At 62.7% G+C, this 17,020-nt stretch carries 14 protein-coding genes; 3 read left to right on the plus strand and 11 right to left on the minus strand.

All coding sequences use genetic code 11. The annotated features are described in order from the left end of the window. Window positions 1–55: 55 nt before the first annotated feature. The 8 genes from LPW11_RS02460 to LPW11_RS02495 all read right to left on the minus strand — a co-directional run bounded on the left by LPW11_RS02460 (window position 56) and on the right by LPW11_RS02495 (window position 10,979). Window positions 56–853 carry a cytochrome c3 family protein gene (locus tag LPW11_RS02460; RefSeq protein WP_230996542.1) on the minus strand — a complete coding sequence of 266 codons (798 nt, stop codon included), beginning with the start codon at window positions 851–853 and terminating at the stop codon, window positions 56–58. A gap of 739 nt (window positions 854–1,592) precedes the next feature. Further along, window positions 1,593–3,329, minus strand: a complete 1,737-nt coding sequence (locus tag LPW11_RS02465; RefSeq protein ID WP_230996543.1) for a cytochrome c3 family protein — start codon at window positions 3,327–3,329, stop codon at window positions 1,593–1,595. A gap of 69 nt (window positions 3,330–3,398) precedes the next feature. Then, window positions 3,399–4,469 carry an SMP-30/gluconolactonase/LRE family protein gene (locus LPW11_RS02470; protein ID WP_230996544.1) on the minus strand — a complete coding sequence of 357 codons (1,071 nt, stop codon included), beginning with the start codon at window positions 4,467–4,469 and terminating at the stop codon, window positions 3,399–3,401. A gap of 14 nt (window positions 4,470–4,483) precedes the next feature. Next, complete coding sequence (locus LPW11_RS02475) at window positions 4,484–6,454, minus strand: hypothetical protein (protein WP_230996545.1); 1,971 nt, start codon at window positions 6,452–6,454, stop codon at window positions 4,484–4,486. A gap of 5 nt (window positions 6,455–6,459) precedes the next feature. Then, window positions 6,460–7,038, minus strand: a complete 579-nt coding sequence (locus LPW11_RS02480; RefSeq protein WP_230996546.1) for a cytochrome c3 family protein — start codon at window positions 7,036–7,038, stop codon at window positions 6,460–6,462. A 162-nt stretch (window positions 7,039–7,200) separates the two neighbouring features. Continuing rightward, window positions 7,201–8,373: a hypothetical protein gene (locus LPW11_RS02485; RefSeq protein WP_230996547.1), complete on the minus strand. Its 1,173-nt coding sequence runs from the start codon at window positions 8,371–8,373 to the stop codon at window positions 7,201–7,203. A gap of 124 nt (window positions 8,374–8,497) precedes the next feature. Beyond that, the gene (locus LPW11_RS02490; RefSeq protein ID WP_230996548.1) at window positions 8,498–9,832 is read right to left on the minus strand and encodes a cytochrome c3 family protein; all 1,335 of its coding nucleotides are present in this window, start codon (window positions 9,830–9,832) and stop codon (window positions 8,498–8,500) included. A gap of 517 nt (window positions 9,833–10,349) precedes the next feature. Then, complete coding sequence (locus tag LPW11_RS02495; RefSeq protein WP_230996549.1) at window positions 10,350–10,979, minus strand: hypothetical protein; 630 nt, start codon at window positions 10,977–10,979, stop codon at window positions 10,350–10,352. Between the two features lie 191 nt (window positions 10,980–11,170). On the opposite strand from LPW11_RS02495, the gene LPW11_RS02500 reads away from it, so the two are divergent. The 3 genes from LPW11_RS02500 (at window position 11,171) to LPW11_RS02510 (ending at window position 14,919) form a co-directional block, all read left to right on the plus strand. Then, window positions 11,171–11,959 (plus strand): alpha/beta fold hydrolase, encoded by a 789-nt coding sequence (locus LPW11_RS02500; protein ID WP_230996550.1) that lies wholly within the window; start codon window positions 11,171–11,173, stop codon window positions 11,957–11,959. Between the two features lie 540 nt (window positions 11,960–12,499). Continuing rightward, on the plus strand, window positions 12,500–13,765 hold the full coding sequence (locus LPW11_RS02505) for an SAM-dependent methyltransferase (protein WP_230996551.1): 1,266 nt from the start codon (window positions 12,500–12,502) through the stop codon (window positions 13,763–13,765). Continuing rightward, window positions 13,762–14,919, plus strand: coding sequence for an NAD(P)/FAD-dependent oxidoreductase (locus LPW11_RS02510; protein ID WP_230996552.1), 1,158 nt, complete (start codon window positions 13,762–13,764; stop codon window positions 14,917–14,919). Before LPW11_RS02505 ends, LPW11_RS02510 begins: the two co-directional genes overlap by 4 nt. Before the next feature lie 17 nt (window positions 14,920–14,936). Here the strand turns inward: LPW11_RS02510 and arsS are convergent, their stop codons facing one another. The 3 genes from arsS to LPW11_RS02525 form a co-directional block, all read right to left on the minus strand. Next, window positions 14,937–15,887 (minus strand): arsenosugar biosynthesis radical SAM (seleno)protein ArsS, encoded by a 951-nt coding sequence (arsS, locus tag LPW11_RS02515; RefSeq protein WP_230996553.1) that lies wholly within the window; start codon window positions 15,885–15,887, stop codon window positions 14,937–14,939. A 10-nt stretch (window positions 15,888–15,897) separates the two neighbouring features. Then, window positions 15,898–16,230, minus strand: coding sequence for an arsenosugar biosynthesis-associated peroxidase-like protein (locus tag LPW11_RS02520; protein ID WP_230996554.1), 333 nt, complete (start codon window positions 16,228–16,230; stop codon window positions 15,898–15,900). 123 nt (window positions 16,231–16,353) lie between these two features. Then, window positions 16,354–17,019, minus strand: coding sequence for a TVP38/TMEM64 family protein (locus LPW11_RS02525; RefSeq protein ID WP_230996555.1), 666 nt, complete (start codon window positions 17,017–17,019; stop codon window positions 16,354–16,356). Between the last annotated feature and the right edge of the window lies 1 nt (window position 17,020).

The raw sequence follows: 17,020 nt of genomic DNA on the forward strand, positions 1-17,020 counted from the left end.
CATTCCGCCTCCTGTAATCACCGCTTACAAGATGCGAATGATACAGGCTCCACCATTACTTGATATGGCAGGAGATGCAGAGGGCGGACCCTTTGTTGGTTGCGAGCAGCAGGTAATTCGTTGCGCCGTCCTCGTCCTTGTTCTTCTTGTTGTGGACGTCGTGGCAGGTGGCGCAGGTCATGATCGGTTTGCCGCCCTGGCTGGCGCTGGCCCAGAGACGATCTTCGATAGTGATGTTGCTGCCATAAAAAGTAGATTTCTTATTACGCACCCACTCATCAACGCCGGGTTGGTGCACGGCTTTGATGTCGGGATCATTTCCTACACCACCTACACCAATCGGACCGTCAGCGATACCACCATCGATTTTGTCGTATATGAAGCCGATCGGGTGGTCGTTGGAGAGGTTCCCTTTTGCTCCTACTGCCGGGGTCGAGAAGAGGTTGTCGTCCTGCTGGAGGGTCTTGCCGCCGGTAAAGGCGTAGTGGGTATCAACAGCAACGGAACCATCGTGGCAGCTCATGCAGAGCTTGGAGGGGCCTTCCATCATCGTCGTCGGATCGATGTTGGCGTCGATGGTCGCGGAAGCATACGGAGTAAAAGTCTGGCTGGTCACAGTGTGGGACCAGAGCGGGAGGTAGTCGTTGCCGTCGGTGATGGCGTGGTGAGGGGTGTGGCAGTAGGCGCACACGCGGCCTTGGGTGGCCTCGGGGTCGTTGCTTCCGATTGCACCGTAGATGGTCATGTCGTGGATGGAACCCGGAACCCCGGTTCCAGCTTTCTGCCCGGCTAAAGCGAGGCTTCCCGTCAGGGCAACGAAAGTCATTGCTGCCAAGATTGTCTTCTTGTTCATTACTTAGCTCTCCTTTTTTGATTGAATGAGTGGTGCTGCAAATACACAAAGACAGCCATTTCAAGTAACTGCTTCGCTACCGACTACCCCTCCTTTCCCTTTGATTTCACAGCTGCCGCCCCGCATTCCGGGGCAATGACAGGGATTCGCCCACGACCTATTGTGCAACGCAGGTGCCACTGGTGAATTTCCAGCGAAGAAAGAAGGTGATTTAGGTTAACTTTGTATTAGGTGCAACACATCTTCTGGAGCATTTTTCGCAAGCCACGATTAAGGTTATGCTCGTTTTTGGTTAACCGTAAATTAGAGACTTTCTCACATTTTTTGGTTGGCCCGAGACAGAGGAGATCTCGCGAATGAGAGTGCCGCTACGCGCTCTCGCGGTGAATCGGCGGAATCGCTCCGCCTAATCGCGCAATGGCGGCTTCGCCTTCGGTAGGCAGGTGGAGAGGAAGCGTAAGGGGGGATGGGGGAAGGCAGGACAGGATCAAGCCGCCGCCGGCAGTACGTCCCTCCCCTTTCAAGGGGGAGGACAGGAGGGGGATGGGGTCGGCGCTCCCACCAACGTCTACCCCATCCCCACCCTGTCCCTCCCCTTGAAAGGGAGGGGACGTGCGGGCTCCTGCTTTGCCAACGGAACAAGGCGCCTCAGGTTCCGCGGGCATGCAGGCATTAAAAAAGGGATGGAAGCGCGAGGCTTCCATCCCTTTTCATTTCGGTGCTTGTGCTGGCGGCGAGGCTAGTAGTACCGCTTGTCCCCTGCTGCGTGGCACGTGCCGGCTACGGTGCAGCTTCGCCCGGCGGCGTCGTACGAGGCGCCGGCGCCTGCGTAGCGGGTGTCGAAGTTCATCAGGTGCGCGGCGTTGTTCTGCGTCACCCCCGTCAAGGTGGGGATGCCGTGCGGGTCGTGACAGGAGGCGCAGGGAGTCAGGTGGTTGCGCACGTGTGACACGTGCAGCGTCCGGCTCCCGGCGGTGCCGTAGAGATAGGTGTCGTCGTGGCAGCGGAAGCAGAGCGGGAAGGTTGCCGCACCGACCGGGAAGGTGTCGCTATTGTTCTCCCGCAGGATGTACGGCTCGACGGAGCCGTGAGGCGCGTGGCAATCGGAGCAGTACACCATCTGCATCTTCCCGTTCTGGTAGTCCGACTTCAGGCTGCGCCCCGTGCCGGTCGTCAGCTTCGTGACCGGGTGGAAGGAGACGCTCGAAGCCCCGAAACGCACGCTCTCGTCGTAGCTCGAGAAAACGCGTACCGGGCGCTGCGTGGAGCTGCGGTTGCTCTTGAAGTAGCTCGCGCTCCCCCCCGAGTGGCACTTGAAGCAGATCTGGAACTCGGAGCTCGCATACCCCTCACCCGGGATCGCCTCCCCAAAAGTCGTCACACCGCGCACCCCGCGCAGCGGTCCATTCACCTCGGGCGCCTTCGACGGCGGCGACACGGCAGGGGATGTGGAGCCGAGCGGGCTCCCCTGGAAGCCTGCCTGGTGCGGGTTGTGGCAATCCACGCACTGCACGTGCTTCTTCCCCTCGGGGACGGGAAGCGTCTCGTTCGCCTCGTGCACGCCGGGGTAGAGCTGGATCGGATGCCTGTAGTCGAGCGCAAAGGAGCTCGCCACATCCCCTCCGGGGTACGACGCCCCCTTGTGGCAGGTTGAGATGCAGTTCGACTCCTCTCCAGACGAGCTGTCCGCCTGCTTCAGGAGGTGGACGCCGCGCTGGGCGAAGTGCGGCTTATGGCAGTTGACGCAGCCGTCGGAGCTAACAACCCCGCTGACTTCGGAGAAGCGCTGCCCGCCGGTTCTGTGGGTGGCGTCCTCGTTGGTGGCCCAGCCGCTCTTCGTGTGGCACTGGACGCACAGGGCGTCATGACGGGTGGAGGTGTCCTCCACGAGGAAGTTGCCGTACTGGTTGTTGTGCGGGTCGTGGCAGGAGGTGCACTCCACGTAGGCATCAAAGCCGAGCTTTATCCCCTTGTACTCCAGGGTGGACTTGTCGCTGAACTCCTGATCGGTCGGGTAGATGATGGAGATCGGGTGACTCTTCGAGAGGTCGGTGCCAAAGTTCGTGTTTCTTCCTGCCGGGATGGCGCCGAGCGAGGAGGCTTCAAAATTGTGCAGGAGAAGGCCGAGCGCGACGGTGCCGTCGTGGCAGCTGAGACAGAGCCGAGAAACCCCCTGCGGCTGCTCCGGCAGGCTCTTTATGGTCGGGGACTTGTACAGCGTGTACATGCTGATGTTCGACTTGCGGCTCCACAGCGGCCCCTCCAGCGAGGAGTTGTGCGGCGTGTGGCAAAAGACGCAGACGCGGTCTTCGTCGCTCGCGGCGGTAACGTTGGGGGTACCCGTCCCGCTCTTGGAGAGGTTGTGCGGAGTGTTTACTATGTGCACCCCTTGTGTGGAGGCACGCAACTCTCCCGCAGCAAGCCCCAGCGCTGCAAGGATGATCGGTACTATGAAAATGGCTCTGCGATGACGCATCTCAAAACCTCGAGAATTGGGGGCATCCTTCTCCCCCCGCTCCGGGGGAAGGGACGTCAGTTGCTGTAGTTACTTCTTCGGCTCAGCCGCGTTCTCCTTCAGATACCTGAAGACCTGGACCCGCCTGTTGTACGAGTCCGCAACGTAGATGTAGTCGTCCTTGTCGATATAGATCCCCGAGGGCATCCAGAACTCCCCGGGGCGCGTGCCGTGCTGACCGAAATCGAGGAGGGTGCGCCCCGAGCGGTCGAAGATCTGCACGGCGCTGAACATGGCGTCCGCGACGTAGATGTGCCCGTCGCTGTCCACCGCCACCCCCTTCGGCTTTGACATGTAACCGGAGGTGTCCCCAGCCTTCCCGAAGTACTTGAGAAGCGCCCCCTCGGGGGAGAAGATCTGGACCCGCGAGTTGAGCGCGTCCGTCACGTACACCTCCCCTTCCTTGTCCACGAAGAGGTCGGTGGGGAAATTGAGCTGCCCGGGGAGGTGCCCCCGCTCCCCGATATGCGACACGTACGTCCCCCCCAGATCGAGGACGAGCACGCGGTGGTTCAGCGTGTCCGAGACGTAGAGGTGGCGGTTCTTCCTGCTGAAGGCGATCCCGGTCGGGCGGCCGATCTTGAAGGGGGTGAAGGGGCGAAGCTTCTTCTCCTCCAGGTTGTAGCGGTAGATGAGCCCGGAGCCGGAATCGGTGATGTACACGTTGCCGCGATCGTCCTCCGTGACCCCGATCGGCGAGCGCAGGACCGCATCCTTCCCTTCCCCGATGACGCTGTACTTCTTGTGCTTCATGTCCAGCAGGTGCACGCAGGCGCGCCCCACGTCGACGATGAAGATGCGGTCGGGATCTGCATACACCCCGTACGGCTTGCCGATGCGGGACTCCGTTTCCTCCCCCACCAGCACCTCCACGACCCGGCTCCAGAACCCCTTGCTGATCCCCACGCTGCGATAGTCGGAGATCTCCCTTACCCAGGCGATGCGGGCCTGGCTCGGAGGCGGGGGCCACAGCAGCTCCGGGGACTGGGACCTCTCCGCTACCGGCGCGCTAGCGCATCCGGCAAGGCAGGAGAGGACGGTCAAAAGAAGGAGCGCTCCGGCAAAGATCCGGTGCCTGCGCTTCGGCGTATGCGGTCTCATCTCTCTTCCGGTCACTAGAAGTACCTCGACAGCCGCAGCTGCAGGTGCTGGTCGGTGCTCATCGACCCCTGGGTGTAGCGGAAGTTCGCCTGGCTAAGGAGCGACATCGTCAGCTTGCGCAGGCTCCAGCGGAGCCCCAGACCAAAGGAGAGGTTGTCGCTGTCGATGAACCCCCTGTTGTTCAGGTAGTTCGCGGTCGCGGTAAGGACCGCTCCGCTGTCCAGCGTTCGGGTGTAGGTGCCGCCGGCGGTGAGGACGTTTTCGCTGCGGGAGTTGGTGGTGCCCGTGGTACCCGACTTCCCCTCTGTCATGATGTAGCGGTCGTTCGCGTTGAAGGAGAGGGTCCCCTGGGCGAAGACGCCGCTGTACTGGTACGAGCCGCTGATCGACTGGTTCTTGTCCACGTCCGACTTCGTCACCGAGTACTCCGCCGTCACCTGCCCCCTGTCGAGCCTTTTCTGCACCCCGAAGCGGTACGCCTCGGTGCTGGTGAGGTTAACGGTGTCTGCCCTGCCGGAGAGGAGGCTCTGGTCGGTGGAGTCCCAGCTCGCAAAGATGCGGTAGCTGTTGTCGAAAAGGTTGAGGTCGGAGCCCACCCCCTGCGAGGAGCTCGAGTAGGAGATGTCGGTGTTCACCAGCACGCTGTAGGTGATGAGGAGACGATCCGTCGCCTTGATCTCTGAGCCGGGGAGGAGGAAGTAGATCTCGGTCTGCGGCCCGTACTGCCTCACCTCGTAGTCCTTGTTCACCACGTACGGGATGGCGCGCGCGATCGGGTCCGCGTTCTCCACGATGATGCTCTCCGGCACGACGTTCATGCTGGAAAGGATCAACGGCTCGTTCGGGTTGACCTGGTGCGCCTCCTTGGAGACGACAATGCTGGAGTCGGTAAGGTGGCTGGAGGTCACGCCGTACTGCTTGTGCCCGGTGAGCTGGATCGAGCTCTCGGCGGGGAGCACCTTGAAGTAGGCCATGGTGATGCCGCCGGAGAGGTTCTCCTCCTTCCCGGACCCGAGGAAGTTCTCGCTCCCCTCCAGGTTGAGCCTCGTGGTGACGCTGCGGAAAAGACGGTGCTGCAGCCACAGGCGTCCGCGGTGCAGCTGCTGGCTCTGGTTCACTACCTGCCTGTCGCTGAGCGTATAGTCGGCCCCGGAGCTGAGCGCCTTACCGAGGTCCCAGGTGAGCGATTCACCGAGCTCCGTGGAGCGGGACTGGTTCGCACCGGTCTGGTCGGTGATACGCAGCCTCGTGTACAGGGCGCGGTTCAATTCCTTCTTCCCGAAGGTGAGGGTGTTGTTGAGAGTGAGCTCCAGGTCTCCTGTGTCCTCGGACGAGATGGCGTCGGTTCCGTCCAGGTGCTGCGTGGTGTTGATGACGGTGAACTGCGTCTGGCTCAGCTGCTTATAGGTGTGGGAAGCGCCGAGAGAAACGGTGTCGCTTGTCTGGCCCCGGTCCGTCTCCAGACCGCTCGTCTCGGTGGTGGTCCTCGTGAAGCTCATCGCCACCGGAATGTAGTCGTTGTTGATGGAGGCCGCGACGCCGTAGGTGTCCCTCTTTTGCTCGTAGCTGCTGGCGAAGTCCCTCGGCACCTCGCTTATGCTGGAGGAGACGGTGAAGGTCACCGGCGTCGGGAAGCGGTCGAGGAAGACGCCGCTTATGTCGTAGAGAAAGCTCAGGCCGGAGGAGATGCCACTGGAGTTCCCCGAGCCGCTGAAGAGCTTCTGGTCACCCTGCAGATCGAGGGTGATCTGCCCGTGCAGCAGGCGGGCCCGGTACACCGCGTAGTCGAAGGTGAGGCGGTAGTCCTCCTGCAGGCTGTGGTCGGTCGTGGAGCCGACGGACCCCTGGCTTGCGTCGCCCCGATAGGAGAGATCGACCGCCTGCTGGAAGTTCGTCAGCGAGATGAGGCTCGTGACCTGCGCCTGCGCCGTTCCGGCCACCGTGAGGAGGCCTGCGCATAGTAAGATGGGACGTCGCTTGCTCATACCGATCACTTCAGAAAGAATGGAGAGTTCCCGTCGTGAGGATTGTGGCATTCGACGCAGGCCATTTTCCGCTCGGCAACTTTATCGTGCAGCGCGAGCGCTGCTCTCGGTTCTTTGTGGCAGGAATCGCACACCTTCGTGCGCGACATCTTTAAAAGCGGCCCGTCCGGCGAGTTGTGCGGCACGTGACAGGCGAGACAGTCGCCGACCGCGGCGGGACCGTGCTGGTAGGCTCCCTTGAAAAAGTTCTTGTGGCACATGAGGCAAAGCTCGTTCGCGGGGCGCACGAGGCCGGAATCCTTGCTCTTGTCGTGGCAGTCGTCGCACTTCTTCTCGCCGTACGGGCGGTGCACCGACTCCTCCCCCGGAGCCGCGTCCTTTGCCACCGTCTTTCCCGCCAGCTGGTCGCGCAACTCATCCACCCTCTTGTCGTTGTACTCGACGCACAGCTGCGCGGGCTCCGGCAGGGTCGGCACGCCGTCGAAGATCGTCGACAGCACCATGTGCCGGTTCACCGGGTCGCACCCCGCCAGGGAAAGGGCGAGGAGGAGCGCTAGGGGGATGTGTTTGATGTGCAGTCCCATAATTCCCTTGGGTGGAAAAGAAGTGCCTACGCGCCTCGAGCCCCTCCCCGGACGGGAAGGGGCTCTCCGCATTGACCTGCCTTCAGGCCGGATGCGCCACACGGCGCGCCCGACGGTTCTCTTTCTGTGCTCCTCCCGGCTCTGCGCCGGGGTGCCGCCGACCTACTTCTGCGAAGTCTCGGAAGCTTTCGGCGCCGCCTTCTTCGGCTGCTCGGCACCTTCGCCGTAGTTGCCGATCACCTTCTGCCCCTTCATGTGGCCAAGGCCGTACACCGCGACCTTCACCGGCCCGAACTGGTTCGTCACGAAGATCACGTTCTCCAGGACGAAGTTCGGATCGGCGAGCTTCTGGTAGTACTCCAGGTTCTCCTTCGTGGTGGTCACGCCGGCGGGGAGGTTGAGGGAACCCTCCACGAGCCCCGGGTCGCCGAAGAACATGAGGAGGCGTCCCTTGTCGTTGAAGATCTGGATGTTCTGGTGCGAGGCGTCGGCGACGTAGATGCGCCCGGCGTCGTCCACCGCGATCCCCCTCGGGCGGCCGAACTCGGAGAAGGCGTCGCCCATCTTGCCGAAGGAGGAGACGATGTGACCGTCGCGGTCGAGCTTGATCACCCTGCCGCTGCCGGTGTTCGTGACGTAGATGAACCCTTTGGAGTCGAGGGTCAGGTTCGTCGGCATGGAGAGCCCCTGCTCCGTCTCGGTGCTCTTTCCGATGGTGCGGGCGAGTTCCCCCGTTGCGCGGCTGATGACCTTGATGTCGTTGTGGCTGAAGTCGAGGGCGTAGATGTTCTCGTCGTCGACGACGCAGTCCACCGGCTTCATGTCCAGATCCTTCCCGAACCCCTGGACGAAGTTGCCGTTGACGTCGTACATGAGGATCTCTTTGCGGAAGGTGTCAGCCACGAAGACGTTGCCGTCTTTCGCCACCGCGATGTTGATCGGCTTTTTCATCTTCCCCTGCCCCTTGTTGCCGGGGAGGCTGACGAAGCTCTGGGCGGCGACGTCCGCGATGTAGACCTCGTTGAGGATCGTATCGACCACGTAGAGTTTCCCCTTCTCCGCGGTGATACCGTACGGCTTGGCGATGTTCTTTACCACATCCTCTTCTTCCTTGCCCAGGGAGACGACCGAGAAGCCGAGCTTCTCCTTCACGATGTCCTTCGAGCCGTTGATCCCCTTCAGATACTGGATCCTCGGCGGATTCGGTTCCGGCGGAAAGAATATCGGCCCTGTCTGGGCTTTCTTTTGCCCTGCACACCCCGCCAGAAGAAGGGCCAGCAGCGGAAACATGACCAGTGCCTTACCGTGAATCCTACCCGTGCGCCTCACTACCATCGATATTTCTCCTTGCTTTGGTCCTGCTGTGATTGCTGGTGAAAACGTCAATCAAGCACCGGTCCAGTTGCCGGCGCAAATAAAGCTCGTTCCTGCCGCGGCTCCGGGGGTAGCCGGCGCCCGCTTACTTCCTGTAGTCCTGCGGCGTGACGCGGTCGTAGACAAAGGCACGATGGCACCCCGGGGCGCAGCTGCCGCCGTTGGGGGTGATCTTGAAGTTGATGGGGATCTTCCACTCCCCGAAGGTCATCCCCTCCACGTGGAGAAGCCTCTCGCCGTTGCTGGCGTGCGCGGCGTGGCAGACCCTGCAGGTGCGCCCTTTGCGCACGTTGGAGACGTGCACGTAGTGGAGGTTGCGGTTGCCGTTGCGGAACTTGGTGTAGATCGTCGTGTCAGGGTAGGAGAGCATGTTCTTCTCGTGGCACTTCAGGCACACGTCGTAGCTCCCCGCCTTGTACGGGACGTAGAGAGGCTCGGGGTAGCCGCCGATCAGCATGCGGAAGTTGTCCGAGCCGTGCGGGTCGTGGCACGCCTTGCACTGCCCCTTCTGGATCGGGCCGTGCACGTACTTCTTCCCGGCGATTTCCTTCTTGATGTTGCGCAGCGGCGGCTTCCCGAGGGTGTCGGTGCCGTGGCAGTTGAGGCAGGTGCTCTTCTCGTCCTGGGCGAGAAGCCCCTTTGCGTTGGAGTAGTGGCTGGAGTGGCAGTTGCTGCAGCCACCTTCCTTCTTCAGCGGCTTGTGGGGGACCTTCGCCTCCTCCGCTTTCTTCCCGATCCCCTTGTGGCAGCCGACGCAGAGATCCGGCATCTTGTCGTTCAGGAACATGGAGACGGGGGTGCCGTGGGGGTTGTGGCAGGCGGTGCACGGTCCTTCCTTCACCGGAGGATGCGTCACCGGCGCCCCTTTGAGGGTATGGGAGAAGTCCGCATGGCATTTGAGGCAGAGGTCGCGCACGCTCCCTTTCAGGAGCTTCTTCTCAGCGGCGTCATGCGGGTCGTGGCACTCGGTGCAGGAGCCGACGGCGGCCGGACCGTGCATCCACTTTTCCTTGAAAGGCGCCTCGTCGTGGCAGTTCAGACAGAGCGCGGTCTTGTCGTCCCCCACATCCATGAGGTAGCGCTCGGCCGCGCCGTGGGGGTTGTGGCAGGAAAGGCACTCCCCCTCCTTCACCGGAACGTGGACGAACTTTTTCTTCACCATCCCGTCGTGGCAGCTGGAGCAGAGAGAGGCGCCCTTCGCCGCGAGCTCGAAGCTCTTACCCCCCTTCAACGGGTGCTCCTTCACGCGCTGCACGTGGCACGAGGTGCAGTCCCCGTCCTTCACGGGGGAGTGCAGCTTCTTGAAGGCGGCGATGTCGGGGTGACAGGTAGAGGTGACACACCCGCCGGCAAAGGCGGGGTGGGCGCAAAGGGGGGAGAGCCAGGCAAGCACGGTGAAAAGAGTACGAAATGTCTTCATGGATGGCACCCTGCCCAGGCAAAGAGTGAGAAGAGCCGCGGACCGTACGGTCTGCGCTCCTGGAATGACCCGGAGATGAAACTGAAGAAGAGGCGGGCCCCGGCGCATGGTGGGACGAGGTACCCTCCTGAAAAATCGACTACAAGGGCTGAGACTTTCACGGCCAATCGCGCCTGTGTCAGCGGTGGAGGCGGAGAAAGAACAGCCTCAATGGCTCGAAGCGTCACAGTTGGAGCGAGCTGAGAGGTATTAAATCGGCACTGTATTTACCAGAATCAGAAAATGTTTTCAACAAAAATCGGGGTTTTCTGGCAGGTTGGCTGATGCTGTCTGAAGAACAGCTTCAGAGCGAAAAAACTTTCTAACGCTTTGACTGTTAGAGAAGATTTTCATCTTTGGGAAGGAATACAATTAAGAGTGCATTACAATCCCTTAATGCAGTATTTCGCCAGACTGAAAGAGATTTCCCCGCGACTATAAGCTCGATGCGCCCCGGAGTGCCGTGGGCGCCGTGCAGTTATCCCTGCGGGTAATCCGAGAGAGCGTGGAAGGTCTGCTTCAGCTCGGCGGAGAAGATGTTGAACATCCTGTCGGCGAGCCGGAAGGTAAAGGCGGGAGGGTACAGCGGTACCGCGAGCTTGTAGATCAGGTCGAGGAGCCCGTCGTGGGGGTTCTCCTCCAGAAAGAGGGCGCCGTACTGCAGGACCGGGGCGAAGAGAAGCGCCTCCTCCATAACGGAGTCGTCCTCGTTGAAGTACGGCAGGATCATCTCCATGGAGAAGCATAAGCCGCCGGAGCCGGTGGCGTCCTCGGTGATGCTGAGGAGCACCTCGTCCTGGGGGGAGCCGTACTCCTGGGACTCCCGTGAGACGACGGCAGCGGGGAGTACCATTACCCTGCCGTGCACCGGGTCCATCCCGTACGGCGCGGTGCGGGCGGTGAGAAAGCGCTCCAGGGTGGCGTACCCCTTCGCCTGCCAGCGGGGCATGCCGCGGTAGAAGGCGGGGCGGAAGTCGTCCCTGCGGGCGATCAGCTCCTCCAGCGGGATGAACTCCTGCTCTCCCCCGGGAGGTCTGCCGCTTCTCTCGGTGTTGTTCACCACGAGCCGCAGGTGCGACCTTTTGCGTTCATCCTTGTCTTTGCTCATCAGCTCCCCCAGCGTGTGGCTTGTATCTATCTTTCATACACTGCCGGAGAGACGGGTGTCAAGGAAACACGCGGCCCGCGTACCTTCGCGCCATTCCCCCTCCCATTCCTGCGGCTGAAGGTACTCCTTGACCTCCGCGCCGGGAGGAAGGTATCTTCTTGCGCCATCACCTGCACGGAAAGGATGAACCGATGCCCCCGATCACTCCAGGATACCTCTGCACCGGCGACGGAGACGCGGTCGTTCTCCTGCACTCCTCGCTGAGCTCCAAAAACCAGTGGAAGGGGTTGATCCCCCTCCTTGCCGGGCGCTACCGGGTCATCGCGGTCGACCTCTACGGCTACGGCGAGACCCCCTTCCCGCCGGATAAGGCGGCCTTTTCCCTGCGAGACGAAGTGGAGCTCGTGCGCGAGGTACTGGAGCGGGAGCTGCCAGCCGGCGCGGTCTTTCACCTCGTTGGCCACTCCTACGGCGGCGCCGTCGCCCTCTCCTTTTGCCACTACTATCCCGAGAGCGTACGAAGCGTCTGCGCATTCGAGCCTGTGGCATTTCATCTGCTGGACCTCGCCGAGCCGCAGCTGTCGACGGTGCTGCAGATGGCGCAGACGCTGGAGCGGCTCGGGGCGCAGGGGAAGCCGGAGCTGGCCGCCGAGACCTTTCTCGATTACTGGGGGGGACCCGGCACCTTTGCTGCGTATCCGGCGCGGCTGAAGGAAGATTTCGCCGCGCGAACACCGAAGTTGCGGCTCGACTTCCAGGCTATTACCCGCACCGCCATAACGGTGGAGGATTACCGCCGGCTGCAGCTCCCGGTGCACCTGATCGTAGGGGAAAGGAGCCGTCCCCCTGCCCTCTTTGTCACCGAGGTGCTCTCCCGGACTCTCCCGCACTGCACGCTGCACAAGGTGCCCGCAGGCCACCTCGCCCCCTTCACCCACCCGCAGCTGGTAAACCCGCTCATCGCACAAACGCTGCGCTGACGAACCCGTTACTGCGGGGCGAGATGGAAAGAAGCGAAGCCCTCGGCAGCACATCCCTCGTGAAAGGGAGGGGACGCCTGAGCTCCTTCCGGAAATTCCGGAGGAGCGTGGGTACATTGCCACGAAGCACTGCAGAACGCCTGACGTTCCCCCCTTTGCGAAGGGGGGGCAGGGGGGATTTGCCTTCGCCTCCTTATCGATGACCACTTGAACCAGCCTCTACCCCATCCCCGCCCTGTCCCTCCCCTTGAAAGGGAGGGGACGCCCTGAGCTCCTGCTCTGCGAGGAAACGCCGGTCACTTCGATCTCGCCTGCGTCCCTTGCCCTGCCCCGGAAAAGACTTTCCTTTGCGTGGTTTCCTTTGCGCCCTTTGCGTCTTTGCGGTGGATGTTCAGCTTTTCCCGCTTCTGCTTCCGGTTCGGTCCACCGAAAACGCCCGCAAACCCGCACGGGCCGCCATTTGAGCGCTTGACATTTCCAGATCACCCCACAAAATCTTCATGTGCTCTAACAATGTCATGAAGAAGTCCGGGGGGCGGTATGAGCGAGATGCGGGCCAGTGCAGTCAGACCGAAGGCACTCTTCCGGTCCACAGTCGGTGACCCCGGACCGGTCTATCCGATCGACAGGTGGATACTCTCCCTCTTTCTGAAGGGGATAGGGAACCCCGCGATCCGCAGCGTCCTCTGGGACGGCAGCGACATCTCCCATCCCGGGGCGGGACGGGTCGGCATGGTGATCCGCAACCGCGCCACCCTCCTTCGCCTCATGGCAAACCCTCTCCTCAACTTCGGGGACGACTACAGCGCAGGGAACATCGAGATCGAAGGGGGTGTGGTCAACTTCCTGGAGGCAGTGTACCGGGGGATGATGCGCCCGGGGAGGACCTGCCGCCGCTCCCGCCCGGTCGCCCACTGGCTGCAGAGAAATGTCAACTCCCTCTCCGACTCGCGCCGCAACATCCACCACCACTACGACATCGGCAACGACTTCTACCGGCTGTGGCTCGACAAGGAGATGCTTTACACCTGCGCCTACTACCCTGCCCCCGATGCCACCCTCGAGGAGGCGCAGATCGCCAAGATGGAGCTTGTCTGCCGCAAGCTGCGCCTGAAGGAGGGGGACCGGGTCATCGAGGCCGGGTGCGGCTGGGGGGGGCTCGCCCGCTACATGGCGAAGCATTACGGCGTGAAGGTTCGCGCCTTCAACATCTCGCGGGAGCAGATCGCCTACGCCAGGAAGCGAGCGGACGCGGAGTCGATAACCGGTGTGGAATTCATCGAGGACGACTACCGCAACATCACCGGAGAGTGCGATGCCTTCGTCTCCGTCGGGATGCTGGAGCATGTCGGTCCCAGCCACTACCGGAAGCTGGGAGAGGTCATCAACCGCACCCTGTCCGACACCGGACTCGGACTGATCCACAGCATAGGACAAAACGTCCCCGAATCGATGAGCGGCTGGATGGAAAAGCGGATCTTCCCGGGAAGCTACCCTCCGACCCTTAAGGAGATGGCGGCGATCTTCGAGCCGTACAGCTTCAGCATCCTCGACGTGGAGAACCTGCGCCTCCATTACGCCCGCACCTGCGAGGAGTGGCTGGAGCGCTTCGAGTCGCACCGGCAGCAGGTGGAGGAACTCTTCGACGATGCCTTCCTGAGGGCGTGGCGCCTCTATCTTTGCGGTGCCATCGCCAACTTCAGGGCCGGCAACCTGCAGCTATTCCAGGTCGTCTTTTCCCGTTTCGACAACAACGGCATCCCCTGGACCCGCAGGGGGGACGACAGGGGGAGAGAGCCGCTATGACCAGATGTGAAGTGCTCATCGTAGGAGCCGGTCCCGCGGGGTCGACCTGCGCGAGGCTCCTGAAACGGGGGGGACTGGACGTCCTCCTCATGGACCGCGCCGAGTTCCCTCGCGAGAAGCTGTGCGCCGGATGGATCACACCGGCCGTGCTGGAGGCGCTGGAGATCGACCCGGAAGGGTACTGCAGAGGGCGGGTACTGCAGGAGATAAGGGAATTCAGGACGGCGACGATCGGAGGTAAAGAGATCGTCACGAGCTATCCGAACCCCGTGAGTTACGGGATCAGGAGATGGGAATTCGACCACTACCTCCTGGTGCGCAGCGCGGCCAGGCACCGGCTGGGAGAACCGGTCCGCACGGTGGAGCGGGTCGCGGACGGCTGGCTGGTGAACGGCAACATCAAGGCGGGCCTCCTGATCGGGGCCGGAGGTCATTACTGCCCCGTCTCGCGTGCCCTCGGCGCACGGGGAAGCACCGAAAAGGCGATCGCGGCGCAGGGGTGCGAGTTCTGCCTCACCGAGGAGGAGGTCGAAAGGTGCGGCATCCCGGCCGGTGTCCCGGCACTCTTTTTCACCGAGGACCTGCAGGGTTACGGCTGGATACTGCGCAAGGGGCGCTATCTCAACATAGGTCTGGGGAGCAGGGAAACGAAGGAGCTACCGCGCCGCATGGCGGAGTTCTGCGCCTTTTTGCAGGAGCGCGGGGGGATCGGGGAGATCCCGCACCGCTTCAAGGGGCACGCCTACCTCCCCTACGGCAACCCCGGGGCGCGGCGGGTGGTGGGGGACGCGGCGCTCCTTATCGGCGATGCCGCGGGACTCGCCTATCCGGAAAGCGGCGAGGGGATACTGCCGGCGATCGAGTCCGCCATCATGGCGGTGCACACCATCGTGGCAGCGCACGGAGACTATCGGCAGAAGAATCTGGAACCGTACGCCGCGCACCTTGCAGCGCGGTTCGGGGGGAGCGCAGGAAACGCCGCCACCCCCGCGTGGCTGCGCCACTACGGCGGCGCACTCCTTTTTTCCAGCAAATGGCTGACCCGCCGACTCCTCCTGGATCGCTGGTTTCTCCACCAGGGGGTGCAGCCGCTCCCACTCTTCGATCCCGATCGTCCCGCGGCGACGCCGACGATACAAAAGCAGCCTACCTAGGCCGCGATGCTCCCCCCTCAGGTGAAGCCCGAGCCGACCGTGCAGGCGAAGCAGTATTGCGCGGTCGGGATCGGCGTCCCCGGCGCCGGGAGCTCTTGAAGCTCCCGGATGTTGGCGACCCCTCCGCCGAAGGGGATGCCGGCGGCGAGGTGGAAGTCGCAGTCGTAGAGAGCTCCGTCCCAGTCGACCGAGAGCTGCGAGCGACACATAAGCCCCGCCACCGCGCACGGATTGAACCCGGCCGCCAGCTTCTCCCGGTACCCTTCCAGATTCCCCGACTTTTCCAGCCACGCCAGAAAGCGACCGAGCGGCACGTTGGCAAAGCAGAAGAGGTTGTCAAAGGAGACCCCGTAGCGGCGCGAGAGCTCCGCCCGGAATCTCTTCTCCGATCCGGCCTGCGCTGCGGGAAGGAACGCGCCGCTCGGGTTGCTCACCAGATCGAGTTCCACCCCTTCCCCCGGGACACCATAGCCAACGGAATTGAGGAGCTTCAGCGCCTCGATCGACTTCTCCCACACCCCCTCACCGCGCTGCGCGGAAGTCTGTCCGGCGTTGAGCGCCGGGAAGGAGGCCACAAGGACTACGCGAAGCTCCCGGTAGAGGCGGGCGAGGCGCTCGTCCAGGGAGACGAGGTTCGTCCGCACCACCACCCGCGGCGCGAGAGGGGCCACCCCGCGCAGCAGGTATTCGAGGTCCGGCACGAGCTCCGGCGCTCCCCCGGTGATGTCGATCGACGCAAAGGGAAGGCGCCGGGCGGCATCGATGACCGAGTCCATGGTTTCGCGCGTCATCGTCTCGCCCCGCCCGGGCCCCGCCTCCAGGTGGCAGTGGCGGCAGGAAAGGGAGCAGAGGCGGCCGGTGTTTACCTGCAGCGTCACCGTCCGGTCTCGGGTGAGTTCCACCCCGTGCCGGACCAGAGTCTGCGCGAAAGTCTCAGGGGGATCCTGTTTCACGATTTTATCGGGCATGAGTGGAGACCTAGAGGGAGAGCTTCTCGGCGATTTTGCGCATCTGGATGCCGTGCACGAGCGACGCACCGCCGCGGATCGCGGTCACCACATGGAGCGCCTCGGTCATCTCCCCGAGACTCGCCCCCTTTTCGAGGCAACCGCGGGTATAGGCATCGATGCAGTAGGGGCACTGCACCGTGTGGGCGACAGCGAGGGCGATGAGGGCCTTTTCCCGCTCGGACAGCTCCCCTTCGGCAAAGACAGAGCCATAGTAGTCGAAAAATTTCTGCGCCAGTTCCGGCGCGTCGTTGCCGATCTCGGCGAAGCGGGGGAGGTCCTTCGGGTCGTAGTAGTTTTCCATTGCAACTCCTTTGGTAGATATAGCCGGTCCGACTGGTCCGACTGGTCCGACTGGTCCGACTGGTCCGACTGGTCCGACTGGTCCGACTGGTCCGACTGGTCCGGCCGGTGCGGGCGCGTCCCGCTAGCGACGCCGGAAAAAGATCGCCGGGGCGAGCGCGAAGAGCCCCAGCAGCACGAAAGAGAGAAGCACCCGCCCCGACAGAATCCCGCCGATACTCTCCACAGTGGCGAGGCTCGCACCGGCATTGCAGTACACGAGCCCCCCCGGAATGATTCCCACCAGCGTCACCAGTACGAAGATCTTCAACGGCAGCCGCGTCACCCCTGCGGCGAGGTTCACCAGGAAAAAGGGGAATAGAGGTACCAGCCGCAGGAAGAGGAGGTAGTTCCCCCCGCGCGCCTCCAGCTCCTTGTTGATCCCCTCCAGCCTCCCCCCGAAGCGGTGCAGCACTGCGTCGCGCAGGAGGTAGCGCGAGACGAGAAAGGCGAGCGTCGCTCCTGTCGTAGCGGAGAGGACCGCATAGAGCGCTCCCGAAAACGTCCCGAAGATCGCCCCGGCCCCCAGGGAGAGGACCGCCGCCCCCGGGAGGGAGAGCGCCGTCACGGTCACATACAGAAGGACGAAAACCGTCACCGTCTGCCAGCGATGCCCCTGATAATAGTGGAGGAGTCGCCCCTGGTTCCCCTTCAGCGACTCAAGCGTCAGGTAGCGCCAGAGGTCGAAGTACCAGAAGAGGGCGACGAGCACGAGCACCCCGGCGATCAAAGCGATTTTTCTGGTTGCCACT

Origin of the sequence: Geomonas sp. RF6, from assembly GCF_021044625.1 — a bacterium.
In the GTDB taxonomy this organism is placed as follows: domain Bacteria; phylum Desulfobacterota; class Desulfuromonadia; order Geobacterales; family Geobacteraceae; genus RF6.

Coding starts and splice junctions, on each gene's coding strand:
- LPW11_RS02460 (WP_230996542.1), bottom strand. CDS start 853: ATGAACAAGAAGACAATCTTGGCAGCAATGACTTTCGTTGCCCTGACG.
- LPW11_RS02485 (WP_230996547.1), bottom strand. CDS start 8,373: ATGGTAGTGAGGCGCACGGGTAGGATTCACGGTAAGGCACTGGTCATG.
- LPW11_RS02500 (WP_230996550.1), top strand. CDS start 11,171: ATGCCCCCGATCACTCCAGGATACCTCTGCACCGGCGACGGAGACGCG.
- LPW11_RS02510 (WP_230996552.1), top strand. CDS start 13,762: ATGACCAGATGTGAAGTGCTCATCGTAGGAGCCGGTCCCGCGGGGTCG.
- LPW11_RS02505 (WP_230996551.1), top strand. CDS start 12,500: ATGAGCGAGATGCGGGCCAGTGCAGTCAGACCGAAGGCACTCTTCCGG.
- LPW11_RS02490 (WP_230996548.1), bottom strand. CDS start 9,832: ATGAAGACATTTCGTACTCTTTTCACCGTGCTTGCCTGGCTCTCCCCC.
- LPW11_RS02475 (WP_230996545.1), bottom strand. CDS start 6,454: ATGAGCAAGCGACGTCCCATCTTACTATGCGCAGGCCTCCTCACGGTG.
- LPW11_RS02465 (WP_230996543.1), bottom strand. CDS start 3,329: ATGCGTCATCGCAGAGCCATTTTCATAGTACCGATCATCCTTGCAGCG.
- LPW11_RS02480 (WP_230996546.1), bottom strand. CDS start 7,038: ATGGGACTGCACATCAAACACATCCCCCTAGCGCTCCTCCTCGCCCTT.
- LPW11_RS02520 (WP_230996554.1), bottom strand. CDS start 16,230: ATGGAAAACTACTACGACCCGAAGGACCTCCCCCGCTTCGCCGAGATC.
- arsS (WP_230996553.1), bottom strand. CDS start 15,887: ATGCCCGATAAAATCGTGAAACAGGATCCCCCTGAGACTTTCGCGCAG.
- LPW11_RS02495 (WP_230996549.1), bottom strand. CDS start 10,979: ATGAGCAAAGACAAGGATGAACGCAAAAGGTCGCACCTGCGGCTCGTG.
- LPW11_RS02470 (WP_230996544.1), bottom strand. CDS start 4,469: ATGAGACCGCATACGCCGAAGCGCAGGCACCGGATCTTTGCCGGAGCG.